Consider the following 22,763-nt stretch of genomic DNA (forward strand, 5'->3'; position numbering starts at 1 on the left):
CGCGTGCGCGCTTCCGGTGGCTATTGTGCCGATCATGGGGGAAGCCGCCGGATCTTCGGTCAACGACCGCTATCGACTGCTCGAAGTCATCGGTCAAGGCTCCATGGGCACCGTCTGGCGCGCCCATGATGAGACCCTCGACCGCGAGGTGGCCGTCAAAGAGGTCCTGCTCCCACCCGAGATGGACGACCAGGAGCGAGCCGAGCTGAGCGCCCTCGCGATGGATGAGGCCCGATCCACCGCCCGGCTCCGCCACCCCGGGATCATCACGATCTTCGACGTCATCGAACACGACGGCGCCCCGATGATCGTGATGGAGCTCATCGAAGGCCGCTCCCTCGCCGAGATCCTCCGAGAGGAGGTACGCCTTCTCCCCGAACGCGTCGCCGAGATCGGCGCCGCCGTGTTGGCCGCTCTGCGCGAGGCGCACGCCGCCGGCATCGTGCATCGCGACCTGAAACCGGCCAACGTCCTCATCAGCGACCGGCGCGTCATCGTCACCGACTTCGGGATCGCCCGCCGCATCGGCGAGACCACCATCGCCGAACCCGGAGAGATGAGCGGCACGCCCGCGTTCGTCTCCCCCGAACAGGCGCAGAACGCGGCCGCCAGTCCCGCCGCGGACCTGTGGTCCCTCGGCGCCACCCTCTACAACGCCCTCGAGGGGCATCCGCCCTACCAGGGCGGCGACTACGCCACCGTTCTGCTCGCCCTGCTCACCCAGGAGCCCGAGCCTCCCCGCTCCGCGGGCCCGCTCACCCCTTTGATCGTCTCGCTCCTGCAGAAGGATCCCGCCCGGCGCGCGACGGCGGAGGACGCGGCCGCCGCCCTGGACCGGGCACTGAACCCCGAGGAGACCCCCGCCGCCCGTCCCCTCCCGCCGGCACCCGCAGCCCCCGCCGCACCGCCGTCGCCTCCCCCGGTCCCCCGGAAGGTCACGGTCTCCGCGGCGGGCCGGCCGGAACGACCGGCGCGGGCCGCGCCGACGGCCGCCCGACCGGCCGCGCGGTCCGGTGCCGGCACGCGGCCGTCCGGCAGGGCGGCTCTCGGCCTTCTCGCCCTCGTACCGGTGGTCGGCGCCCTGGTCTACGCGTGCAACGCCGGTGGCGCTCCGGTGAGTGGTGCGACCGGCACCGGAGGCCTCCCGGGGTCGGCGCCGGCCGGACCGCCCTGGGGCACGGCGGGCCCGCCCGGTGGCGTGCCCAGCGCTTCGTACGCGGCTGGTTCGAAGGAGGTCGGATCACTGGCGTTCAGCCCGGACGGGAAGATCCTGGCGGTGGGAGAGGTGAAGCCACGGGCCGTGAGCGACGGCACCGTGGAACTGCTGGACCGCACGACGCACCGGCTGCTCATGACCTTCACGGGCATGGACGACCCCGTGACGCTGGCCTTCAGCCCGGACGGCAGATCACTCGCCGTCGGAGGCGCCGACGGGAAGGTCGGCCTGTGGAGCATCGCCCGCCGCAAGCAGATCGCCACCGCCCGGTTCTCCCTCCGCAGGGACAGCAGCATCGACAACGTCGAAGCCCTGGAGTTCAGCCACGACGGCCGGACCCTCTTCAGCGCGACCGACAACGGCCAGTACGGAATCTGGAGACTCGACTCCGAGAAGCAGACCGTCAGGTCCATCTCCGGAGATGACGCCGAATGCGTGGACTTCAGCCCCGGCGGCACGAGCGTCGTCTGCGACACCATCGGGTCCGGGCCCGGCCTGTGGAACGTCGCCCGGCATCGGAAGCTGGGCGATCTGCCGGGCGTCAGTGACGGCGTCGCCGAACCGGTGTTCAGCCCCGACGGTAAGACCCTCGCCGCCTCTGAGGAGACCTTCACCGGAAACGCCCCCGGGACCGTGGACCTGTGGGACGCCGCGACCCGGAACAAGGTCGGGACGTTCACGCTCCCGTCCATCCAGACCGACAGCGTCACACTGGGGTTCAGCCCCGACAGCAAAACGCTCGCGACCAGCGCCAGCGGCAGCGCCGTCCTTCTGTGGGATGTCGCGACGCAGCGCCAGGTCGCCACCCTCGATCCGGGGGACTCCGATCTGGTCGGCGCGCTGGCCTTCAGCGGGGACGGGAGACTCCTCGCGGTCGGCGGCTTGCACCGGACCGTCGACCTTTGGGACCTGAGGACTCACCGGCTGGTCACGCGCGTACCCACACGTTAGGCAGGCGACCCCACGGTCCACGCGCGACCGGCGCGACCGGAAGGGGCGCCGGCCGGGACCGGCCGCGCTCAGCGCAGCCGGTCCTTCGCCCGGTAGTAGGCCCCGGCGAAGGGCAGGAACCAGGCGGTGCCGTTGTAGAAGGGCACCGGGACCTTCGGGAAGCCGAGACCCCGAAGCGGGTTGGCCTCCGGATGGCCGTCCATCACCTCGGCCATGGCCCGGCCCATGTACGTGGCCATCTGGACGCCGTGGCCGCAGTAGCCCATCGAGTAGTACACGCCGCCGGTCTCGCCGGCGTGCGGGATCCGGTCGTAGCTGAACCCGACGCTGCCGCCCCAGACGTAGTCGATCCGCGCGTTGGCCAGCTGCGGGAAGATCTCCGCCATCTCCCGCTTCAGCACCTGGCCGCTCTTGAGGTCCGAGGCCGGGTCGGACGGGGCGAACCGGGCCCGCCCGCCGAACGCCAGGCGGTTGTCCGGCGTCAGCCGGATGTAGTGCCCGATGTTCTTGGAATCGACGACCAGGCGGGCCCGCGGGATGATCTCGCGGGCGAGGTCGTCGCCCAGTGGCTGGGTCACGATGATGAAGCTCCCGACGCAGATCAGCCGCTGCCGGAACCACGGCATGGACCGGTCGGTGTAGGCGTCGGTGGCGGCCATGACCTGCCGGGCCCGGATCGTGCCGTGCAGGGTCTCCACGAGGAACCGGCCGTCCGCGCCGCGGGTCACGGCGGTGGCCGCGTTCCGCTCGCAGATCAGCGCGCCGGCGCGTTCGGCGGCGTCGGCCATGCCGTGGACGTACTTGCCGACGTGCAGGCCGGCGCTGAGCGGGTCGAGCAGCGCGCCGTGGTAGTAGTCCGAGCCCAGCTCCGACCGCAGCTGCGTCCTGTCGAGCAGGACGGTCTCGTGGTCGAAGTCGTCGGCGAGGACGCGCTGCTGCGCCTTCATGGCCGCGAAGTGCTCGGGCTTGAACGCGACACCGAGCCGGCCGGAGCGCTTGAAATCGCAGTCGATGCCCTCGTCCACCGTCAGCTTCTCCACGACGTCGACCGCCTCGCGGAAGGCGCCGTAGAGCTCGCGGGCACGCTCCTGACCGTAGCGTTTGCGGGCCTCGCCGACGCCGATCGTGATGCCCTGGGTGCACATGCTGCCGTTGCGCCCGGAGGCGCCCGACCCGACTTTGTCCTTCTCGACGAGGACGACGTCGGCGCCCTTGCGGGCGGTGTGCAGCGCCGTGGACAGGCCGGTGAGGCCGCCGCCGATGACCACGACGTCCGCCTCGCCGGGCAGGTCCCGGCCGGACCGGTCCGGGAACGGCGGGGCGGTGTCGAGCCAGTACGGGATCTGCTTCATGCGGGTCTCCGGGGGTCAGCAGCCGAGCAGCGCCGGCAGGGCGGACAGGTCGGACAGCTCGTCGTAGGGCCGGTAGTCGGTGCTCCCCTGGCGTCCGTACCGGTTGATCCACACCCGGCGGCGCAGCCCCAGGTCACGGGTGGGGATCAGGTCGTACTCCCAGCCCTGCGCGACGTGGATGACCGAGGACGGCTCGACGCCCATGGCGTTGTGCGCGTACTCGAAGGTCTCCCGTGACGGCTTGTAGGCCTTGGCCTGCTCGGCGGTGATGACGTGGTCGAACTCCACGCCGATGTTGGCGACGTTGTGCTTGATGAGGTCGTCGTCGGTGTTCGAGATGATCGCGATCTCGTACCGGCTCTTGAGGGCTCGCAGCGCGTCTGGCACCTCGGGGAACGGCCCGAACGTCGGGACCGCCGCGACCAGGGCGTCGCCGTCGGAGGATCGGTACTCCAGGCCGTGCAGGCGCATCGCCTTCTCCATGCTGGAGTGCAGCACCTCGTCGTAGGGGCGGTAGGCCTCCAGGACGGCCTGGAACCGCATGACGCGGAAGTCGTCGAGGAACTCCTCGACGTTCAGCCCGTCCAGGTCGAGCCGGTCCGCGAGCACCTTCAGGGTGGTCGGGCCGAGCTGGAAGTCGATCAGGGTGCCGTAGGCGTCGAAGGTGACGATCTGCCGCATGTTCTCCAACCTCATGGTCTTCAGACCACCCGCTCGCCGGGGGTCACGATGTCGTCGAGTGCGGCCAGGTCGGCCGCGTCGGGTGTCCAGTCGGCCGCCGCGGCGTTGGCGGCGACCTGTTCGGGGGTCATGGCGCCGCAGATCACCGAGCCGACCGCGGGCAGGGCGGCGAGACCGCCCACGGCGACCTGCAGGAGCGTCAGGCCGCGTTCGGCGCCGAACGCGCGCAGCGCCTCGACCCGGTCGAGCGCCGCGTCGGTCAGCCAGCCCTCTCGCCACGACAGCCTGCTGCCGGGCGGCGGTGCCTCGCCCTTGCGGTACTTGCCGCTGAGCAGGCCGTTGGCCAGCGGATAGTACGGCAGCAGGCCGACGCCGAACCGCCGGCAGGCGGGCACCAGCTCGGTCTCGGCGGAGCGGTCCAGCAGGTGGTACCGCGCCTGCACGGCGGCGAACGCGGGCAGGCCTGCCGTGCGGGACTGCCAGGCCGCGTCGGCCAGCGTCCAGGCGGGCAGGTTGGAGCAGCCGACGTGGCGCACCTTGCCCTCGGTGACCAGCTCGCCGAGCACGCCGAGCGTCTCCTCGATCGGAGTGACGCCGTCGGGCTCGTGGTACTGGTACAGGTCGATGCGGTCGGTGCCCAGCCTGCGCAGCGACTCCTCCACGGCGTGCCGCACGTACCGCGGGGCGCCGCGCGGGCCGTACCGGTCGGCCTGCTCGCCCATGCTCATGCCGAACTTCGTGGCCAGCACGACCTCGTCGCGGTGGGCCTTGAGCGCGGCGCCGAGCAGCCGTTCACCGTCGCCGGCCTCCGCGCCGCCGTACGCGCCGTAGATGTCGGCGGTGTCGAACAGGGTGATCCCGGCGTCCAGCGCCGCGTGCACGATGGCGCGGGTGCCGTCCTCGTCGAGCCGGGAGGCGATGTTGTTGCCGCCCAGGCCGACCGCCGAGACGAGCGGGCCGTCACGGCCGAGCCGCCGGTAGCGCATGGTCACCTCCGCTCGCGAAGCCGAGGCAGACGTTCTTGACCTGCGTGTAGCTCGCGAGGGACTCCATGCCCTTCTCCCGGCCCCAGCCGCTGTGCTTGTAGCCGCCGAAGGGCAGTTCGACGCCGGTGCCGACGCCGGTGGCGTTGACGTACACCTGCCCGGCCCGGATTCCGGTCGCCAGGCGCATCGCCCGGTCGACGTCGCGGGTCCACACATAAGACGACAGGCCGTACGGGCTGTCGTTGGCGATCTCAAGGGCCTCGTCGGCGTCGTCGAACTCGAGCACGGTGATGACCGGTCCGAAGATCTCCTCCCGGGCGGTGCGCGCGTCGTTGGTGAGCCCGGTCAGGACGGTGGGCTCGATGAAGTACCCGCCGGCCAGGGCCGGGTCCGCCGGCCGTCCGCCGCCGGTGCGCACGACCGCGCCCTCCTCGCGGGCCAGGGCCAGGTACTGCTCGACCCGGTCGCGCTGCCGGGCCGACACCAGCGGGCCCATGTCCGGGTCCGACAGGCCGGGGCCGAGCCGCAGCGCCTCCGCGTGCTTGACCAGCAGGTCGAGGAACTCCTCCGCGCCGCGCTGCAGCAGGAGCCGGGTGCCCGCCGAGCAGGTCTGCCCGGCGTTGCCGAACGCCGAGCCCGCCACCGCGGCCAGCGCCCGGTCGAAGTCGGCGTCGGCGAAGACGACGACCGGGGACTTGCCGCCGAGCTCCACGACCGAGGGCACGACGTTCGCGGCGGCGGCCTGGGCGACCTTGACGCCGGTCGCGACCGAGCCGGTGAAGGTGACCTGGTCGATGCCGGGATGGCCGGCCAGCGCAGCCCCGGCGTCCTCGCCGTATCCGGGCACGACGTTGAGCACGCCCCACGGCAGCCCGCATTCGACCGCGATCCGGCCGATCTCCAGCGGGCTCAGCGGCGCCTCCGGCGACGGCTTGAGGACCACGGTGCATCCGGCGGCGAGGGCCGGCGCCGCACCGCGCGCGGTGTTCTGCAGCGGATAGTTGAACGGGATGATCTGCCCGGAGACACCGATCGGCTCGCGGACGGTGTAGTCCAGCAGGCCGGGCCCGAGCGGGATGGTCGTGCCGGCCGGCTTGTCGGCGGCACCCGCGTAGAACTCGAAGTAGCGGGCCGCGGCCTCGACGTCGGCGCGGGCCTCACGCAGCGGCTTGCCGACGTCCAGGCTCTCCAGCCGGGCCAGCGCCTCGCCCTGCGCGCGGATCTCGGCGGCGATGCGGCCCAGCAGGCGCCCGCGGTCGGCGGCGCGCATCCCGGCCCACTCCGGGGAGACGAGCGCGGTCCGCGCGGCGGCCACCGCCCGGTCCACGTCGGCCGAGGCGGCCCGGGACACCTCCGCGACGGGAGTGCCGCAGGACGGGTCGACGACCGTGAAGGTGCGGCCGTCCGCGGCCGGGACGCGCTCACCGTCGATGAGCAGCCCGCGAACGCCCGCCGCCTGCTCGCCGGTCACGGCCGGATCTCCCCGCGCACCGCACCGAAGATCACCACTTCGTCGCCGGGACGTACGGTGCGGATCCTGCGCTGCCACAGCACGATGCCGTCCTCCGGGGCGCGGACCTCCTCCAGGACGCGGCCGTAGTGGTCGACGATGCGGCCGAGCAGGTCGCCGGCCTTGCACTGGTCGCCCGGCCCGGCGTGACCGAGGAAGAAACCACCGGCGGCCGAGCGGGCGAACGTCCCGGTGACCTCCGTGTAGTGGTCGCGCAGTGCGACCTCGCCGTCGATCATCTCCAGCCGGCGCATGATGTTGCGGACGCTCCCGACGTGCAGGTCGACGGTCCCCTCCCGGTAGGTGCCGCCGCCCGCCTCGATGGTGATGGCCGGCTTGCCCGCCTGCAGCGTCGACAGGCGCGCCGTGCCACCCCAGGAGCCGCCCTTCCAGATCAGCTCGTGACCCGCCGCCAGACCGATCGGGGTCGCCAGGTCCTCGTATCCGCCCTGCACGATCGTGAGCGGGGCGATCTCCCCGAACGTCCCGCCGGTGTGCAGGTCGACCAGCGCGTCGACGGCGGGGATGACCTGTTCGACGAAGGTCGCGGCGAGCCGGAGCGAGAAGGAGCCGTCGGGGTCCCCGGGGAAGATCCGGTTAAGGTTGGCGTGGTCGAGGCCGCTCGCGCGAGCGGCGGCCTCGAAGGCGGGCGTGTTCACGCAGGGGATGCCGACGAGCGTGCCGCGCAGCGTGGCCGGATCGGTCTCGGCGACGACCCGGCGCACCGCCTCCATCCCGTCGTACTCGTCGCCGTGCACACCGCCGTCCACGCACAGCACCGGTCCCGGCGCGGTGCCGTTGACCACGATCACCGGCATGCCGAGCTCGACGCCGTACGAGCTGACACCGACCGGGATCAGGCCCTCGGCGCGTTCGCCGGGAGCGCAGGTCACCGGGCCGATGGTGTACGCGGTCGTGGTGTCGCCTGCCACCGTCATGTTCGTCTCCTCGTTCTCGTCGTCAGTGGATGGGGACGGCCGGGGACGTCAGCCGCACGGACGCGCGTTCCAGGGCGTCCGCGATGACGTCGACGATCCGGTCGAGCAGATCCCGGTCGCCGACCAGCGGCGGCGCGATCTGCACCAGCGGCGCGGCGCGGTTGTAGACCCTCGCCAGCAGTCCGGACTCGCGCAGGGCGCGGGGGATCAGGTCGCCGACGAGCTCGGCGCGGCAGGTGTCGCTGAAGCCGCCGTCCTCCAGGTCACCGGACAGCTCGACGGCGTAGAAGAACCCGGCGCCGCGTACGTCGGCGACGATCGGCAGCGCGGCCAGCGCCGCCATCCGCTCGGCCAGGTGGCCCTGCAGGTCCCGCACGTTGTCCAGGACCCGCTCGCGCGTCATGATGTCGATCGCCCGCAGCGCGATCGCCGCGCTCAGGGGGTGACCACCGAAGGTGTAGCCGTGGTTGAAGACCGCGCCAGGGCGGTTGAGCACCTCCACGACCCGGTCGCCGACGAGCGTGGCTCCCATGGGGGCGTATCCGGCGGTGAGGCCCTTGGCGACGGTGACGATGTCGGGCCGGGCGCCGTACCGGGTGCCGCCGAACCACTCGCCGAGCCGGCCGAACGCGGTGATCACTTCGTCCGCGACCAGCAGGAAGCCGTATCGGTCGGCCAGGCTCCGCAGGCCCTGCCAGTAGCCGTCGGGCGGTGTGATGCACCCCCCGCGGTTCTGGACGGGCTCGGCGATCAGCATCGCGATCGTCTCCGGGCCCTCGGCAAGGATCGCGGCCTCGGTGTCGGCGAGCAGGTACGCGGTGAAGGCCGCGTCGTCGGCCAGATCGGTCAGCCCGTGGCGGTTCGTGTTCGCCACGAACCGGGTCTCGATCGCCGGGGCGCCGTACGGCTCGCGCAGTCCCGGGTCGTCGGTGAGGGCGAGCGCGCCGAGCGTCAGGCCGTGGTAGGCGCCACGCCGGGCGATCGCCTTCGTGCGGCCTGGCTCGCCGCGCAGCGCGTGGTACCGGCGCGCCATCTTCCAGGCGGTCTCCACGGCCTCCGCGCCGCCGCCGCTGAAGAAGACGTGGCCGATGCCGTCGGGGGCCAGCGCGGCGAGCCGCTCCGCCAGTTCGATGGCGGCCGGATGCGCCGAGGCGGACCACAGCGGGCTGAAGGCCAGCTCGCGGACCTGCCGGCTCGCGGCGTCGGCGAACTCGTCGGCGTAGGAGTAACCGAGTTGGCAGCAGTACAGGCCGGACAGTCCGTCGATGTAGCGCCGTCCGTCGGCGTCCTCGACGTACGGCCCGTCGCCCCGGCGCAGGACGAACACCTCCGTGCCTCGACCGAGCGAGCCGTTCGGCGTCATGTTCAGCAGCAGGTGCCGGGCGGCCATGGCCGGCCATTCGGTTGCGGGGCCGGTCATGGAACCTCGTTTCCGGGGAGGGCCGCGGCCGAGTCGACGGGGAGCAGGCCGTTCTCCCGGCCCGAGCCCAGCCGGCGCACCACGCCGACCAGCGCGAGGGCGAGGACGGCGACGGCGATGAGGACGGCGCTGATCGCGGTGACCGTCGGATCGACGTCGTACTGCAGCACGTTGAACACCTGCACCGGCAGGGTGGTCGTGTCGACCGAGGACAGGAACTGGGAGATGAAGAACTCGTCGAAGCTGGTGATGAAGGAGAACACCGCGGCGGCCACCATCCCCGGAGCGGCGAGCGGGAAGGTGATGCGCCGGAAGATGGTCAGCCGGCCGGCGCCCATGCTCGCCGCGGCGTCCTCCAGCCGCTCGTCGATGCCGCGCAGCGTCGCCATCAGGATGAGCACCGCGATCGGCGAGGCCAGCACGGTGTGGCCGAGGGCGATCGCGATCGGGCTGCCGAGCATCGCGGCGGGGTCGAACAGCAGGAACAGCCCGAGTGCGATGACGACCTGCGGGATGACCAGCGGCGCCAGGACGAGCCCGTAGACCGCCGAGCGCAGGGGCAGGTCGCTGCGGACCAGCGCGGTCGCGGCGGTGACGCCCAGCACCAGGGAGAACACCGTGGTGATCGCGGCGACGAGCACGCTCAGGGACAGCGCTCCGGGCCACTTACTGCCGGGGGCGAACAGCTGGTGGTACCAGTTGAGCGTCCAGGAGTGCGGGGGGAAGGAGCCGAGGGCGTCGTTGCCGAACGAGGTCACGACGATCACCACGATCGGCATCACCAGGAACAGCAGGATGACGGTGGAGGCGACGGCGAGGCAGATCCGCCCAGTCCAGGTGCTACGCAGCCCGATCATGCCGCACCTCGCTGCCTGGCGTTCGCGCCGATCGCCCTGGCCAGGCGGAGCAGCGACAGCCCCGCGAAGGTGAGCAGCAGCAGGATGACGCCGAGCGCCGCCGCGCCGTTCCACTGGTTCTGCTTCATGACCTGGTCGTCGATGAGCGCCGCGACGACCGTCTGCTTGGTGCCGCCCATCAGCGCCGGGGTGAGGTAGTAGCCCAGGCAGAGGATGAAGCTGAGCACCGCGGCGTTGACCAGGCCGGGCGCGACCAGGGGCAGGTAGACACGGCGGAACGTCACCAGACGGCCCGCGCCCATGCTGGCGGCGGCGGCGAGCAGCCGCCGGTCCACGCCGCGCATCACGGCGTACAGCAGCAGGACCGTGTAGGGCAGCATCACGGACGTCGTGCCGATGATGACGCCGATCTCGTTGTAGAGCAGCTGGAACGGCGCGCCGGGAACGTGCAGGTCGACGAGCAGACCGTTCACCACGCCGTGGTCACCGAGCAGGATGATCCAGCCGTACGTGCGCACGAGCGCGCTGATGAAGTGCGGCACGACGACGATGAGCATCATCAGGCCGGCCCACAGGGGACGCAGACGCGACATCGCGTACGCGAGCAGGAACCCGATGACCACGCTGATCAGCGAGGTCTCGGCGGAGATCCGCAGGGTGGTGAGCAGGACACCGAGGTTCGCGCCACTGAGGGCGTCGGCGTACCAGTGCAGGGTCAGGCCGCCGCGTGCGCCTTTGACGCTGAGCAGCAGCGTGCTCAGGATCGGGTAGACGAACAGGACCAGCAGGTAGACGACGATGGGCGCGCCGTTGAGCAGGCCCGAGCGGGTGCGGCGGCTGCGCAGCGAGCGGCGCAGGCGGCCCTTGGCGGTGGGCGCGGCGGAGGTCGGCACGGGGGCGAGAACGGATCCGGCCACGGCTCACCCGCTCTCTTCGGCGAAGAGCGTCACGTCGCCGGCCTCGGCGGTCAGCCCGACCTGTTCTCCGGCGACGGGGGCGCGGCCCGCCGGGAGCTCCAGCCGTACGAGGCTCTCGGCGCCGTGCGGCCGGACCCCGACCCGGACCAGCGTGCCCACATAGGTGACCGTCTCGACGGTGCCGGTACAGAACCCGTCGGCCGGCGCGCACAGGCCCACCCGGCCGGGCTGGACCGCGGCCTGGACCCGATGGCCGGGCGCGTACGAATGCGACCGTGCCATCAGGATCCCGCCGTGGTCGAGCCGGACCAGGGTGTGCTCGGCGGTGTGCTCCTCCAGGCGGCCGGACAGGAAGTTGGCCGCGCCGAGGAAGTCCGCGACGAACGCGGTCCGCGGCCGCTCGAACAGCTCCCGCGGAGTGTCGAACTGGTCGATGCGGCCGTCGCGCATCACCGCGATCCGGTCGGACAGCACCAGGGCCTCCTCCTGATCGTGGGTCACGTAGATGACGGTCAGGCCCAGTTCGCGCTGGATGTTCTTGATCTCGGTCTGCAGCTGGTCGCGCAGCTTCTTGTCCAGGGCGCCGAGCGGTTCGTCCATGAGGATCACCGGCGGCCGGTACACCAGCGCCCGGCACAGGGCGACCCGCTGCTGCTGCCCGCCGGACAGCTCGCGCGGGCGCCGGCGACCGTAGCCGGTGAGCCCGGCCATCTCCAGGACCTGCCCGACCTGACGGCGGATCTCGGCCTTGGACAGTCCGCGCAGCTGCAGTGGGAAGGCGATGTTCTCCGCGACGGTCATGTGCGGGAACAGCAGGTACTGCTGGAAGACGAACCCGAGCCCTCGTTTCTGCGGGGCCAGGCGGGTGACGTCACGGTCGCCGACCTTGATGACGCCGGCGTCCGGTTCGACGAACCCGGCGATCATCATGAGGGTCGTGGTCTTGCCCGAACCGGAAGACCCGAGGAAGGTGACGAACTCCCCCGCCTCGATCTCCATTGACACCTCGTCGACCGCGACGACGCCCGCGTACGTCTTGCGCAGCCCGCTGGCGGACAGCGATTTGCCGCTTCCCGCCAGCGTCCCGGCGCCGGCGCGTGGCCCGCGCTGCGACATCACTCCGGCCTCAGCCACGCGCCCACCCCCGCCAGCGCTTGATGACCGCGTCCTGGTTCTTGATCCACCAGTCGACGTCGAGGTCGAACCCGGTGTGCAGGTGCTCCGGGGAACTGGCGAGGTTGGCGCTCACGGAGGCGGGCAGCTGCTTGTACGCCGCCTGGACGACCGGCCCCATCGGGTAGATCGTGGCGAAGTGCGCCTGCACGTCGGGCCGCAGGGAGAAGTCGATGAGCTGGTAGGCGGCGTCGGTGTTGGCGGCCCCGTTCGGAATCCCCCACCCGTTGCTCTGCCGCCGCGCGCCGTTCCACTGGTACGCCAGCGGCTGACCCTGCTTGATCAGAGCGTCGAGCCGGCCGTGCCAGACGCTGGAGGCGACGACCTCCTTGCGGCCCAGCAGGACGCCGGGAAGGGCGCCGGTGTCCCAGAACTTCTTGACCGAGCCCTTGATCCGGTCCATGGCCTTGAACGCGCGGTCCACGTCGATGGGGTACAGCTTGTCGAGCGGCACGCCGTCGGCCAGCAGCGCGAACTCCAGCTCCGGCAGGTCCGCGTCCTGACTCTGCAGCGACCGGTTGCCGCGGAAGGTCTTGGCGTTCCAGAAGTCCGCCCACGACTGCGGACTCTTCCCGCCGAACGCGTCGGTCCGGTAGGCCATCACGCTGGCCCAGTAGTTCTTGCCGATGGCGTTCGGCGTGACGAGGTTGGTCGCGATGCCGGCGCCCTTGAAGTTCTTCAGCCGATCCTGGTCGAGCTTCTGCAGGGCGTTCTCCTTGCCGAACAGCACGAAGTCGGCCATCGAGTCGTCGATGACGTCGAACTGCGGCCGGCCCTGCTTGATCTGGGCGAGCATCTGGGCGTACTCGATGTTCACCACCTTGACGGTGATGCCGGTCTCCTTGGTGAACGGGTCGTAGATCGCCTTCTGGTTCGCGTCGCCGTAGGTACCGCCGCTGTTGCGGACGACGATCGTCTTCTTACCGCCGCCACCGCCGGCTGCGGCGCCCGCCGAACGGCTCGTGCCGGTGCCGCATCCGGTCAGCGACGTCGCGGTGATGCCCGCCGCGACTCCGCCGACTCCGAGGAGGAACGCCCTCCGGTCGATCCGTGGTTCTTTCATCGCTGATACCTCCGGCTTGCTGTCGTCTGTCCCGATCTGTCCCCGATGTGGTCCCTGCCGTGGTCGCGCGTGGTGTGCGGGCGGGGTAAGGCGGGAGGCGGGCACCGGCCGCCTGCCGGGAGGAAGCGGGCCATGGTCACGCGCCTTTGTACGGGGCGGCGATCGCCGCGAGTTCGGCGCCGGGCGCGACGGTGAGGCCGTGCATGCCGTAGAAGATCCGGCCGGTCGCCGTGGCGGTGACCTTGTGCTCGCGGCCGTCGGCGGGGTCGATGACGCGGCCGATGACCTGACCGGCGCTCACGTCGTCCCCCGTCCCGGAATCGGGGTACCACAGGCCGGTGACCTCGGCGGTCACGGCTCCGCCCCAGACCCATTCGCGGACCGGCGGCGGCTCGGGGGCCGCGTCCCGCCGCAGCACGCCCAGGTGCCGCAGCAGCCGGTACAGGGACTCGGTCAGGGAGCGCGCCACGTCCGGGCCGCGCTCGCCGAGCCGGCCGGTCTCGACGAGGACGGCGGGAACGCCCTTGCGGGCGGCGGCCGCGTGGCTGTTGCCGCCCTCGGCGTTCAGGCCGAGGATGACGTCCTCGATCCCGAGTGCGTGCGCCATCGCCCGGGTCCTGGCGTCCAGGTCGGCGTCGCCGGTGAGCCGGTAGCCGACGAAGTCGCGGAGCGTCTCGTCGATTCCTCCGCTGTGCAGGTCGACGTAGGCGTCGGCGCCGGCGATCAGCGTGCCGAAGATCCAGGCGGCCAGCCGCTCGGTCGGTCCTCCCTCCGGGTCGCCGGGGAACACCCGGTTGATGTTGACGCCGTCGAGCGGGGACACGCCGAGACGCCCGTGGTAGACCGCCGGAGGATTGGCCACCGGGCAGATCACCAGCCGGCCGTGCACCTCGTCGGGCTCGACCAGGGCGCCGAGCCGGGTCGCGGCGTCCACTCCGGTGAACTCACCGCCGTGCACACCCGCTGTGATGACCACGGTCGGGCCGGGCTGTGCCCCGTTCACCAGCGTGACCGGCACGTCCACGGCCGTGGAGCCGAGGTCGGCCCGTACGCTGCCGCGGACCTTGGCCCCGGGCTCGGCGCGCAGCGGGCCGACGGTCAGATCGCCGTGGCCGGTCGCGTGCGCTGAGGTCGTCATCTCACTCCTCTTCTCGGGTCTGCTCGCGGCGGGACGGGTCAGGCCGCCGCGCGGCCGACGGTGGACAGGAAGTCGATCGGCTGGTCGGTGGTCCCGGTCAGCGCGAGGTCCGCGGCGATGTCGCCCATCGCGGGCGACAGCTTGAAGCCGTGACCGGAGAAACCGGCCAGCAGCACGACGTTCGAGGCGCCGGGCAGCGGCCCGACCAGGGGCCGGCTGCTGTCGGTGTAGCCCTCCATGAAGACCGACAGCCGGATCGGATCGGGGTGCAGGTCGGGCAGGTGACGCCGCAGCAGGCCGGTGAACACCTCCAGCTCCTCCGGCCGCACCGTCCGGTCCACCTGGTTCGGATCGTCCACCGGCCGGTGCAGCGCCCGGGACAGGCCGATCTTCACCGATATCCCGTCGGGTGAGGGCAGGCCGTAGCAGTGGGTCGGCGCGGTCCGGATGAACGCGGGCCGTTCGGTGCCGGACCAGGCGTCGGAGGTGGGCACGTACCAGGCGTTGATCAGCCGGCGGACGTCCACCTCCCATGGCAGGCCGGGGAGCAGTTCGTTGACCCAGGGGCCGACGGTCACCACCGCGGCGTCGAAGCGTTCGGTGCGGTCGTCCGTACGGACGTCGACGCCGCCGCCCGCGGGCACGATCTCGCGAACCGGGGTGTAGCGGTGGATGCGCGCGCCCAGCCGCTCCGCCTGGCGGGCGGCGGTGACGACGGTGAGTTCGGGACGGACGTACCCGGCGCCCCGGTCGAGGACCGCGGCGTCGCCGTCCTCGAGCCGGAACTGCGGGAACCGCTTGGCAAGGGCCTCGGCGTCCAGCACCTCGTGCTCGAGCCCGTGCTCGGCGATCGACTCGAGCACCGTGCGCATCTGATGATGCTCGGCCGGTCCCATCAGCAGGCAACCGGTCAGACGGCGCAGCTCCCGGCCGCTCTCGTCCTGCAACCGGCGCCACAGCGTGTCGGCGTGCTTCAGCAGCGGCACATAACGCGAGTCCTCGAAATGGGCGCTGCGGAAGATCCTCGTCTCGCCGCCGGCCGCGCTGCGGTCGTGGCCCGGAGCGAAGCGGTCGAAGCCGACGACCTCGGCCCCGCGGGCCGCCAGCCGCCAGGCGGCCTGGCTGCCCATCGTCCCGACACCGACCACGGCGACGCGCTTCCTGGGTACCACGGAGGGACTCCTCATCGTCTCGAGAGGTGGACAGAGCCTTGCTCGTGTCGTGGGAAGAGGCGTATTCGAAGGGGAACGCGCGCGGGTTCGCCGCGCCGGGAGCCCGGAGACGAAGGTGTGTCACCCGAAGGTCCGTGCCACTATGTGGCATGCCGTGCTATTATTTGGCACAAGCTTGAGGGTTGCCAGAGATCAAGTCAAGAGGTCTCTTCGCCGGAGACCGGGATTTAACTGGGGAAACCTCGTGGAAATGAAAAGCGTCACTCGCAGCCTGCGGCTGCTGGAGGCGGTCGCCCAGCATCAGCCGGTGACCGTGGGAGAGCTCGCGAAGCTCTACGGGATTCCCAAGTCGACGGTCCAGCGCACCCTCGTGACCCTGCACGAGGCGGGATGGCTGCGGGCGAGCCGGGGCGACACGACCCGCTGGGAGATCGGCGCGCGCGTGCTCGCGGTCCGTCCGGCCGCCCTGCAGGGAGCGAGCCTGTTCGCCGCCGCCCGCGAGCCCATGGTCCGGCTCCGGCAGGCGCTCAACGAGACGATCCACCTCTCCGTCCCGGACGGGCTGGACTGCATGGTCGTCGTCGACCGGGTCGACTGCGACCGGACGGTGCGCACCTTCCACGAGATCGGCGACACCTCACCGCTCCACGCCACCGCGACCGGACGCGCCATCCTCGCCCACCTCACCGCCGCGGAGGTGGAGGAGTTCATCGCCCACGGGCTGGAAAGCTACGGCGAGGCGACCATCACCGACCCGGCGGAGCTGCGTGCCGAGCTCGAGCGCGTGCGACGGGACGGATACGCGCTCAACCGCAACCAGTACCGGCCCGACGTCGCCGCGATCGCGGCACCCATCCTCGACGCCGACGACACTCCCCTGGCCACCCTCGCGGTCTCGATGCCCGACTCCCGGTTCGAACCGGACCGGCTGCCGGAGCTCGGCCGGCTGATCGCCGACACGGCCACGGAGATCAGCACCCGCCGCCTCGGTGGAATGACCGGGACCTGACAGGCCGCTCGACGCCGCCTCAAGGGCCGTGGTCGCAACCCAGCCGGGTCACCGGGTGAACGGTGAAGGATGTTCGGTCGAGTGTCGCTTGCCTGACGTCGCCGTTGGGATATCTCAGGTCGATGATGTTGGGGCCGGCAAATCTGATGTCGGGGGTCGAGTAGCTCCAGCCGTTCGGGCAGCTGAACAGGACCGGGGTCTGCCTCGACAGCAGGCCATCCGTGGTCCGCAGCACCGCCACGGTGTGCAGGAAGGACCCGTCGGCGACATCTTCTCGGATGAGCACTGTGTACCGGTGATCCGGCGAGACGACACGGCCGACGGTCCTTGCCGGCTCCCGGGTCACAACGATGTAAAGCAGCGAAATGACGAGCAGGACAATGCCGACGATGACACCGGCAGGAGCCAGTGTCTTCCTCAGGTCGCTGTGGCCTTGCCGGGAGGCGGATCTCAGCGCTGGTGCGGCGAGCAGCAGGGCGACACCGACGGGCAGGACCGGAAACGCTGTTCCCACCGGCTGCAGGTACACATATTTCAGTGGGTTCCACGCGGCAAATCCGGTGATGACGATGACCCCAACGGCAAGAATCACGAGTGCGCGGGTCATGGCCGTCCGCATGCCGTCTCCGTCATGACGGCGCCAGCGATCTCCATGGCCCCGGGACGATATCGCATGTCGAGACCAGCGGCTTCCCGCCGGCGCTCGTCCTGGGCGTTCCGGCGGCATATGAGCGCCACCGGCTTAGGACTGGTAGGCGGGCGCGAGCTTGGATAAGGGCATCACGATCGAGCCCCGGATGAGCCCCCGGACCGAAGACCCGAGGGTCCGGCAGGCCTCTGGTCGTTGAGCACCTGGTGAAGCCGCTCCGCGGTCGCGCGTGGGCGGAAGACGTATCCATTGTGCCCGCCGGGGAACGTCTCGTAGGCGGTCCCCAATCCCTCGGCGAGCAACCTGGCGCACCTGTGCGGCCAGATGTGGCTTGAGTTCTCACCGACACCGGGCACGATACGGGCGGGTGAGCCCTTGAGCTCGGTCAGGTCGAGAACATGAGTCCGTATGGCCGGCACGTCGTACGTGAGGAGGAACTCCACGTTCCGCAGCTGTTCCGGCCCCGGGCTGCGCACCTCGACGTCGGGCTCACGGTCTGTCGGGTCGATGCCGGCGAACTTCGCGAACCTGCGCAGGGCGGGGACGGCGCCCTCCGCCTTGAACGCCTCCTCGGCTGCGAGCAGGTCCTGGATGGCGAGAGCGCGCTCGGGCTCCGGCAACAGCTGGGTGGTGGGCGCTTCGTGCGCGACGACCACACCGACCTGCCCGGGGTGCCTGATGGTGAGCTCCAGCGAGATCAGGGCGCCGAGGCTGCTGCCGTAGACGTAGGCGGGTTCCGTGGTGAGAGCGGAGAGCAGGCGGGAGACGTCGTCGGCATGCGTGGCCAGCGTCAGTCCGGGCTCATCGGTGGTGCTTCCCGACAGGCCACGGCGGTCGTAGGTGAGGACGGTGTACCGGTCGGCGAGGTGGGTGGCGAGAGCTTCGTTCACGGTCGCGTCCCCATGGCCTCCGGCGATGAGCACCAGCAGGGGGCCCGTGCCACGCACGAAATGGCGCAGCCGCGCGCCGGGCACTTCCAGCACGGATTCCTTCATCGTGAGACCACCGTTCTCCTCGTTCGAACAGGCCCTTGACGGCCACACCGCGACTATGCCTTCGTCGGCGGCGGCTCAGGAACGGAGCGGTCTCCCTAGGATCGACGGTCCCACGGTGACGCCGCCGTGTTCGACGAGCGGTGATATCACTACCGATATGGGGATGCACCGCGACGAACTCGCCGATTTCCTGCGCCGGTCCCGAGAGCGGCTGAGTCCACGGGACGTCGGTCTGGTCGAGGGGCCGAGGCGGCGTACGCCGGGACTGCGCCGCGAGGAGGTCGCGGCGCTCGCCATGATGTCGGCCGACTACTACATGCGGCTCGAGCAGGCCAGAAGCCCGCAGCCCTCGGTTCAGATGCTGGCCGCGCTGACGCGCGCGCTGCGGCTGACCACCGACGAGCGGGACCACCTGTACCTGCTCGCCGGGCACCGCCCGCCGGAGGGGGCACGAGCCGGGGAGTACCTGCGGCCGAGCATGCTGTACCTCCTCGACCGGCTGGACAGCGTTCCGGTCCAGATCCTGAGCGATCTGGGCGACCTGCTGGCGCAGAACGACATGGCGAAGGCGTTGTTCGGGTGCGTGTGCACGGTGGCCCAGGAGGACCGCAACATCGTGCTGCGCTGGTTCACCGAGCCGGATGTGCGGAGCCACTTCGCGGCCGAGGAGCACGAGGAGCACGCCCGGCAGTTGGTCGCCGACCTGCGCGCTGCGGTCGCCCACCGCGGGGACGACGCGGCATCCCGCGCGCTCGTCACGCGGCTCCGCGCGGCCAGCGCCGAGTTCGCGGCGCTCTGGGACCGGCACGAGGTCGCGGTGCGCAGGTCACACCCGTACCGGCTCATGCATCCCGAGCTCGGCATGATCGAGTTCGACTGTGAGGTGCTGGCGACGCCCGCAGCGGACCAGCGACTGCGGATCTTCACCCCGCCGCCGGGCGGGACCGAGGCGCTCGACATGCTGCGCGTGCTCGGCCCGCAGCATCGGCACGACACCGCCGCGACGCGCACGTCCGCGAACGATCGTTCATGAGACACTCCGCGCCGACCGGCGTTTCCCCAGCACAGGGGCCTGCAGCGTGACACACGAACGCATCGGCCCGGACGACGACAGCCGCTGACCCGCCGCCGCGCGGTACGGGGTCACCGAGCGCTCAGCGGGCTTTGCCCGCTCGCTGGACGGCTACCGGGCAGTCCGCGTTGTGCAGCACGGCCTGACTCACCGAACCCAGCATCAGGCCCCGGAAGCCGCCCCGGCCCCGAGAGCCCACCACGAGCAGATCGGCGTCGGCGGATGCGTTGATGAGGGCCTCGGCCGGGTGCGCCATCACGGTCGTCAGCTCGGCGGGGACGCCGGGGAAGCGTTCGCGCAGGCGGTTCACCGCGTCGGTGATGTGGCCGTCCGCCTCGTCCATTTGACGGTGGACGGCATGGATCGCGGTGAGTCCCGCCGCACGCAGGTCCGCCTCCTCGAACCCGCACCACAGGGCCATCAGCGAGGTGTCGGAACCGTCCACGCCCACGACGACCCGCTGTGCCTTGTGCTCTCGTCCGCGTACGGCGACCACCGGACACGCGGCTCGTGCCGCCAGCTCCACACCGGTGGACCCCAGGAACAGCGCTCCGACGGCGCCGAGGCCACGCGAGCCGACCACCACCAAAGACGCCCTGGCCGATTCTTCGAGCAGAACGGGGATGGGCCCGCCGTCGATCACCGCTGACTCGACGCCGATCTCATGGACGCGGGCCTGCGCACGACGTTCCGCCGTGTGAACGACCTGCCTGGCGGTCTCCATCAGCTCGTCCAGCTGCGAGCTCAGCAACGGCGCGCCGAGGGGGGTGTACAGCAACGGCCAGGCGAACACGTAAACGATCCGGAGCGGGCAACGGCGCAGTTCCGCCTCGTCCGCCGCCCAATCGACCGCAGTAAGGCTGCATTCCGAACCGTCCACGCCGACGACCACAGGCTTAACCGCCGACTCTGCGTCCATCTCAACCTCCTCAGATCACCTCCACCCCATCAGCGGCGGCCCCGTATGGGCAGGGACCAACGGCCCCGAAGCGGCCGCCATCGGCCCCTAGGGTCCTGCCGGCGATTCGTCTGAAATGAAGGTGCGAGTCGAGGTGAGGAGGTTCCCATGGGAACACCAGCGCGCAGAGAGGCCAGACTTCCTGATCTGTTCGATCTGCTGGAGATGCCGTTCACCACCTTGCGGCCCTTCACCGCCCAGGCCATCCGGATCGAGGACTACGTCGACGAGGACAAGTACGTCATCCGGGCCGAGCTTCCCGGCATCGACCCGGACCACGACGTCGAGATCAGCGTCTCGCGGGGCATCCTGATGATCCGCGCCGAGCGGAAGGAAGAACACGAGGGACGCCGTCACTCTGAATTCCGGTACGGCACCTACGAACGTCACATCCGGCTGCCGGAGAACGCACGGGAAGAAGACATCAAGGCCACCTACGACAAGGGCGTGCTGACGATCACCGTGCCGCTCCAGGAGGCCAAGGAGGCCACCCGCAGGATCGCCATCGAGCGCTGAGGCCCGCTTGGCCGGGCGCCGTCGAGGCACGTGGGGCGATCCCGCGAGCCGGCCAGGCCGCCGCCGCGCTCCGCGAACACGGTGCGGATGTCGTGATCACCGATCTGTCCGAGATACGACTGTTCGCAGAGCCCGCCATGGCGGGGCGGCCGTGACCGTACGGGCTGGTCGCTCAACCGGCTCGTCACACGAACGGCACGGCGCCCACGAACATGGGGTGCCGGTAAGGACCGTGTCACGAGCCGCAAACGAGCAGACGGCGTCGTCGAGCGCGTGCTTCTGCCGCTTCCCGGAGAGCGATCAGTTCTCGCGTGTCCAGGCGGGCATGATCCGTACCTCGCGGATTTTCCAGCCCGCCGGCGTCCGTACCGCGGTGAAGTGCTGTCGCAGGCCGCCTGTGAAGTGGGGTGCCTGGCCGTCGCGGTAGTAGTACACGATCGAGTTCGCCGAGGCAGCCGCCTGGTCGCCGTCGACGTCCACCAGTAGGTCAGTGGTCGTGTGCTGGGTGTGCTCCCCCTCGACCTCAGCCTGTCGCATGAAGTCGAGGACCTTGTCGATGCCGCGGAGTTCGCCCCCACGCGGCGAGTGCACCGCCACATCGTCGGTGAAGACGGTGTCCAGATCCTCCCACCGCCCCTCGTCCAGCAGCCGCGCGAAGCGGGTGAACAGGTCGGCGATCTCGATACGGTCGGCGGTCAGCGTGTCGGTGGACATGACGTTCCTTTCGTTGGTGACTCCAACATTGGCGCTGCCAACTATACATAGATTCATTGGCCGCGCCAACGATGTATGGTGACTGTCGTGGAAGAGACCCCCGCACGCCTGACCGCGAAGCCGAGTTGGCTCCTCGGCCAGCTGGCAGTGCACGCCCACCGGTTGGCGTCCGACGGCTTCGGCGAGGTGGGTGCGCGTGGGTACCACTACCGGATCCTGGCCGCGCTGGACGAGTTCGGGGTGGCCAGTCAGGCCGAGCTCGGTCGCCGGTGCAGCATGGACCGCAGCGACGTGGTGGCGGCGATCAACGAACTGGCCGAGCAGGGTTTCGTCGAGCGGACGCCGGACCCGGATGACCGAAGGCGCAACATGGTGACCCTCACCACGGCGGGTGCTCGGCAACTGCGACGCATGGACCGAGCACTCGACAAGGTGCAGGACGACCTACTCGGACCGCTTCCGGCCGAGGACAGGCAGACCTTGACCCGCCTGCTCACTCAACTGCTCACGCACCACCAACGGGGCTGAGACCCGGCGGAGCGGTTCAGCCGCGGGTCAGATCCTGGAGGCCGACCACGCGCAGCAGTTCCAGGCGCTCGTACGACCTGCCGCCCGCACGGGCGGTGTAGACGATCAGCCGCTGGTCGTGCTCCGGGTTCAGCAGTACCTCGCAGTCCAGCTCCAGTAGGCCGACGACCGGGTGCAGGAAGCGTTTGACGTCGGCACGGCGTACGGCGACGTGGTGGGTGTCCCACAGCGCCGAGAACTCCTCGCTGCGGGCGCGGAGCCGGCGTACGAGCCCTGCCAGCCTCGAGTCGTCCGGGCGGCGGGCGAGTGTGGCGCGCAGGTCCGCCACTGCTACGCGGGCGGCACGGTCACGGTCCTCGGCCGGGAAGCGTTCCCGTGCGGAGGGGTCCGTGAAGTAGCGCCAGACGACGTTGTGCTCCGCCTCGGGGCGGGCGGACGCGTCACCGTGGAGCGCCTTGGCCATCGCGTTCTGCGCGAGGATGTCGCCGCGGTCGCTCACCACCTGGGCGGGAGTGTCGGTCAGCCGGTCGAGGACGAGAAGCAGGCCGGGGCGGACGTGCTCCGTGGTCGGCCGGTTGCGTGGGGGCTCCTCGCCGGCCAGATGGAAGAGGTGGTCCCGTTCGTCGCCGGTCAGCCGCAGCGCGCGGGCGACCGCGGCGAGCATCTGGCGGGACGGGCGTGAGCCCCTGGCCTGCTCCAGTCGCGTGTAGTGGTCGGTGGACATGCCTGCCAGCTGCGCCACCTCCTCGCGGCGCAGTCCCGGCGTGCGGCGCCGCGCGCCCTGCGACAACCCCACGTCGGCAGGGGCGAGTCGGGTACGGCAGTGGCGCAGGAAGTCGGCCAGTTCGGTTCTGTCCACACCTTCACCATGCCCCGGGACGCCGGACGCAGCCAGGGACGGCCCGTCCCCGGATAAGGACGTCTCTCCCGCCGGCGCCCGCACCGCCG

The 22,763-nt window shown here is 70.9% G+C and carries 22 protein-coding genes; 5 read left to right on the forward strand and 17 right to left on the reverse strand.

The window, feature by feature from the left end:
* Positions 1 to 34: 34 nt before the first annotated feature.
* Positions 35 to 2,167 carry a WD40 repeat domain-containing serine/threonine protein kinase gene (locus tag ABEA24_RS06550; RefSeq protein WP_345429746.1) on the forward strand — a complete coding sequence of 711 codons (2,133 nt, stop codon included), beginning with the start codon at positions 35 to 37 and terminating at the stop codon, positions 2,165 to 2,167.
* Between the two features lie 68 nt (positions 2,168 to 2,235).
* On the opposite strand, the gene ABEA24_RS06555 is transcribed toward ABEA24_RS06550, so the two are convergent.
* The 12 genes from ABEA24_RS06555 to solA all read right to left on the reverse strand — a co-directional run bounded on the left by ABEA24_RS06555 (position 2,236) and on the right by solA (position 15,374).
* Positions 2,236 to 3,519, reverse strand: coding sequence for an NAD(P)/FAD-dependent oxidoreductase (locus ABEA24_RS06555; RefSeq protein ID WP_345429747.1), 1,284 nt, complete (start codon positions 3,517 to 3,519; stop codon positions 2,236 to 2,238).
* A gap of 15 nt (positions 3,520 to 3,534) precedes the next feature.
* On the reverse strand, positions 3,535 to 4,200 hold the full coding sequence (locus ABEA24_RS06560) for a haloacid dehalogenase type II (protein WP_345429748.1): 666 nt from the start codon (positions 4,198 to 4,200) through the stop codon (positions 3,535 to 3,537).
* A 20-nt stretch (positions 4,201 to 4,220) separates the two neighbouring features.
* Positions 4,221 to 5,186 carry an aldo/keto reductase gene (locus ABEA24_RS06565; protein ID WP_345429749.1) on the reverse strand — a complete coding sequence of 322 codons (966 nt, stop codon included), beginning with the start codon at positions 5,184 to 5,186 and terminating at the stop codon, positions 4,221 to 4,223.
* Entirely contained in the window at positions 5,161 to 6,657 is a 1,497-nt protein-coding gene (locus tag ABEA24_RS06570; protein WP_345429751.1) for an aldehyde dehydrogenase family protein, read from the reverse strand. The genes ABEA24_RS06565 and ABEA24_RS06570 overlap by 26 nt, the downstream gene beginning before the upstream one ends.
* On the reverse strand, positions 6,654 to 7,634 hold the full coding sequence (locus ABEA24_RS06575) for a succinylglutamate desuccinylase/aspartoacylase family protein (protein WP_345429752.1): 981 nt from the start codon (positions 7,632 to 7,634) through the stop codon (positions 6,654 to 6,656). Before ABEA24_RS06575 ends, ABEA24_RS06570 begins: the two co-directional genes overlap by 4 nt.
* Before the next feature lie 22 nt (positions 7,635 to 7,656).
* Positions 7,657 to 9,054 (reverse strand): aminotransferase class III-fold pyridoxal phosphate-dependent enzyme, encoded by a 1,398-nt coding sequence (locus tag ABEA24_RS06580; protein ID WP_345429753.1) that lies wholly within the window; start codon positions 9,052 to 9,054, stop codon positions 7,657 to 7,659.
* Complete coding sequence (locus ABEA24_RS06585; protein ID WP_345429754.1) at positions 9,051 to 9,911, reverse strand: ABC transporter permease; 861 nt, start codon at positions 9,909 to 9,911, stop codon at positions 9,051 to 9,053. The genes ABEA24_RS06580 and ABEA24_RS06585 overlap by 4 nt, the downstream gene beginning before the upstream one ends.
* Positions 9,908 to 10,828 (reverse strand): ABC transporter permease, encoded by a 921-nt coding sequence (locus tag ABEA24_RS06590; RefSeq protein WP_345429755.1) that lies wholly within the window; start codon positions 10,826 to 10,828, stop codon positions 9,908 to 9,910. The genes ABEA24_RS06585 and ABEA24_RS06590 overlap by 4 nt, the downstream gene beginning before the upstream one ends.
* A 3-nt stretch (positions 10,829 to 10,831) precedes the next feature.
* The gene (locus tag ABEA24_RS06595) at positions 10,832 to 11,962 is read right to left on the reverse strand and encodes an ABC transporter ATP-binding protein (RefSeq protein WP_345429756.1); all 1,131 of its coding nucleotides are present in this window, start codon (positions 11,960 to 11,962) and stop codon (positions 10,832 to 10,834) included.
* Positions 11,955 to 13,064 (reverse strand): ABC transporter substrate-binding protein, encoded by a 1,110-nt coding sequence (locus tag ABEA24_RS06600; protein ID WP_345429757.1) that lies wholly within the window; start codon positions 13,062 to 13,064, stop codon positions 11,955 to 11,957. The genes ABEA24_RS06595 and ABEA24_RS06600 overlap by 8 nt, the downstream gene beginning before the upstream one ends.
* A gap of 136 nt (positions 13,065 to 13,200) precedes the next feature.
* Positions 13,201 to 14,202: a M14 family metallopeptidase gene (locus ABEA24_RS06605; protein ID WP_345429758.1), complete on the reverse strand. Its 1,002-nt coding sequence runs from the start codon at positions 14,200 to 14,202 to the stop codon at positions 13,201 to 13,203.
* 38 nt (positions 14,203 to 14,240) lie between these two features.
* The gene (solA, locus tag ABEA24_RS06610; RefSeq protein ID WP_345429759.1) at positions 14,241 to 15,374 is read right to left on the reverse strand and encodes an N-methyl-L-tryptophan oxidase; all 1,134 of its coding nucleotides are present in this window, start codon (positions 15,372 to 15,374) and stop codon (positions 14,241 to 14,243) included.
* 250 nt (positions 15,375 to 15,624) lie between these two features.
* Here solA and ABEA24_RS06615 point away from each other — a divergent pair, with 250 nt between their 5' ends.
* Entirely contained in the window at positions 15,625 to 16,383 is a 759-nt protein-coding gene (locus tag ABEA24_RS06615; RefSeq protein ID WP_345429760.1) for an IclR family transcriptional regulator, read from the forward strand.
* Positions 16,384 to 16,402: 19 nt separating this feature from the next.
* Here the strand turns inward: ABEA24_RS06615 and ABEA24_RS06620 are convergent, their stop codons facing one another.
* Complete coding sequence (locus ABEA24_RS06620; protein WP_345429761.1) at positions 16,403 to 17,002, reverse strand: hypothetical protein; 600 nt, start codon at positions 17,000 to 17,002, stop codon at positions 16,403 to 16,405.
* Between the two features lie 161 nt (positions 17,003 to 17,163).
* Complete coding sequence (locus ABEA24_RS06625; protein WP_345429762.1) at positions 17,164 to 18,027, reverse strand: alpha/beta fold hydrolase; 864 nt, start codon at positions 18,025 to 18,027, stop codon at positions 17,164 to 17,166.
* Positions 18,028 to 18,184: 157 nt separating this feature from the next.
* On the opposite strand from ABEA24_RS06625, the gene ABEA24_RS06630 reads away from it, so the two are divergent.
* A complete protein-coding gene (locus ABEA24_RS06630; RefSeq protein WP_345429763.1) occupies positions 18,185 to 19,060 on the forward strand; it encodes a helix-turn-helix transcriptional regulator in 876 nt (291 codons plus the stop codon).
* A gap of 121 nt (positions 19,061 to 19,181) precedes the next feature.
* Here the strand turns inward: ABEA24_RS06630 and ABEA24_RS06635 are convergent, their stop codons facing one another.
* Positions 19,182 to 20,018 carry a universal stress protein gene (locus ABEA24_RS06635; protein WP_345429764.1) on the reverse strand — a complete coding sequence of 279 codons (837 nt, stop codon included), beginning with the start codon at positions 20,016 to 20,018 and terminating at the stop codon, positions 19,182 to 19,184.
* 147 nt (positions 20,019 to 20,165) lie between these two features.
* Here ABEA24_RS06635 and ABEA24_RS06640 point away from each other — a divergent pair, with 147 nt between their 5' ends.
* A complete protein-coding gene (locus tag ABEA24_RS06640) occupies positions 20,166 to 20,573 on the forward strand; it encodes an Hsp20/alpha crystallin family protein (RefSeq protein WP_345429765.1) in 408 nt (135 codons plus the stop codon).
* A gap of 300 nt (positions 20,574 to 20,873) precedes the next feature.
* On the opposite strand, the gene ABEA24_RS06645 is transcribed toward ABEA24_RS06640, so the two are convergent.
* Complete coding sequence (locus tag ABEA24_RS06645) at positions 20,874 to 21,287, reverse strand: nuclear transport factor 2 family protein (protein ID WP_345429766.1); 414 nt, start codon at positions 21,285 to 21,287, stop codon at positions 20,874 to 20,876.
* A gap of 87 nt (positions 21,288 to 21,374) precedes the next feature.
* On the opposite strand from ABEA24_RS06645, the gene ABEA24_RS06650 reads away from it, so the two are divergent.
* Complete coding sequence (locus tag ABEA24_RS06650) at positions 21,375 to 21,815, forward strand: MarR family winged helix-turn-helix transcriptional regulator (protein ID WP_345429767.1); 441 nt, start codon at positions 21,375 to 21,377, stop codon at positions 21,813 to 21,815.
* A 16-nt stretch (positions 21,816 to 21,831) separates the two neighbouring features.
* On the opposite strand, the gene ABEA24_RS06655 is transcribed toward ABEA24_RS06650, so the two are convergent.
* Positions 21,832 to 22,674, reverse strand: a complete 843-nt coding sequence (locus tag ABEA24_RS06655; RefSeq protein ID WP_345429768.1) for a helix-turn-helix transcriptional regulator — start codon at positions 22,672 to 22,674, stop codon at positions 21,832 to 21,834.
* Positions 22,675 to 22,763 lie beyond the last annotated feature (89 nt).

The sequence above is a fragment of the Actinoallomurus vinaceus genome (assembly GCF_039542055.1).
Taxonomy (GTDB): domain Bacteria; phylum Actinomycetota; class Actinomycetes; order Streptosporangiales; family Streptosporangiaceae; genus Actinoallomurus; species Actinoallomurus vinaceus.

Bases quoted from the DNA above. Each gene is read 5' to 3' on its own strand.
- ABEA24_RS06550 (WP_345429746.1), top strand. From the start codon at position 35: ATGGGGGAAGCCGCCGGATCTTCGGTCAACGACCGCTATCGACTGCTC.
- ABEA24_RS06555 (WP_345429747.1), bottom strand. From the start codon at position 3,519: ATGAAGCAGATCCCGTACTGGCTCGACACCGCCCCGCCGTTCCCGGAC.
- ABEA24_RS06560 (WP_345429748.1), bottom strand. From the start codon at position 4,200: ATGCGGCAGATCGTCACCTTCGACGCCTACGGCACCCTGATCGACTTC.
- ABEA24_RS06565 (WP_345429749.1), bottom strand. From the start codon at position 5,186: ATGCGCTACCGGCGGCTCGGCCGTGACGGCCCGCTCGTCTCGGCGGTC.
- ABEA24_RS06575 (WP_345429752.1), bottom strand. From the start codon at position 7,634: ATGACGGTGGCAGGCGACACCACGACCGCGTACACCATCGGCCCGGTG.
- ABEA24_RS06580 (WP_345429753.1), bottom strand. From the start codon at position 9,054: ATGACCGGCCCCGCAACCGAATGGCCGGCCATGGCCGCCCGGCACCTG.
- ABEA24_RS06585 (WP_345429754.1), bottom strand. From the start codon at position 9,911: ATGATCGGGCTGCGTAGCACCTGGACTGGGCGGATCTGCCTCGCCGTC.
- ABEA24_RS06600 (WP_345429757.1), bottom strand. From the start codon at position 13,064: ATGAAAGAACCACGGATCGACCGGAGGGCGTTCCTCCTCGGAGTCGGC.
- ABEA24_RS06605 (WP_345429758.1), bottom strand. From the start codon at position 14,202: ATGACGACCTCAGCGCACGCGACCGGCCACGGCGATCTGACCGTCGGC.
- ABEA24_RS06615 (WP_345429760.1), top strand. From the start codon at position 15,625: ATGAAAAGCGTCACTCGCAGCCTGCGGCTGCTGGAGGCGGTCGCCCAG.
- ABEA24_RS06620 (WP_345429761.1), bottom strand. From the start codon at position 17,002: ATGCGGACGGCCATGACCCGCGCACTCGTGATTCTTGCCGTTGGGGTC.
- ABEA24_RS06625 (WP_345429762.1), bottom strand. From the start codon at position 18,027: ATGAAGGAATCCGTGCTGGAAGTGCCCGGCGCGCGGCTGCGCCATTTC.
- ABEA24_RS06630 (WP_345429763.1), top strand. From the start codon at position 18,185: ATGGGGATGCACCGCGACGAACTCGCCGATTTCCTGCGCCGGTCCCGA.
- ABEA24_RS06635 (WP_345429764.1), bottom strand. From the start codon at position 20,018: ATGGACGCAGAGTCGGCGGTTAAGCCTGTGGTCGTCGGCGTGGACGGT.
- ABEA24_RS06640 (WP_345429765.1), top strand. From the start codon at position 20,166: ATGGGAACACCAGCGCGCAGAGAGGCCAGACTTCCTGATCTGTTCGAT.
- ABEA24_RS06645 (WP_345429766.1), bottom strand. From the start codon at position 21,287: ATGTCCACCGACACGCTGACCGCCGACCGTATCGAGATCGCCGACCTG.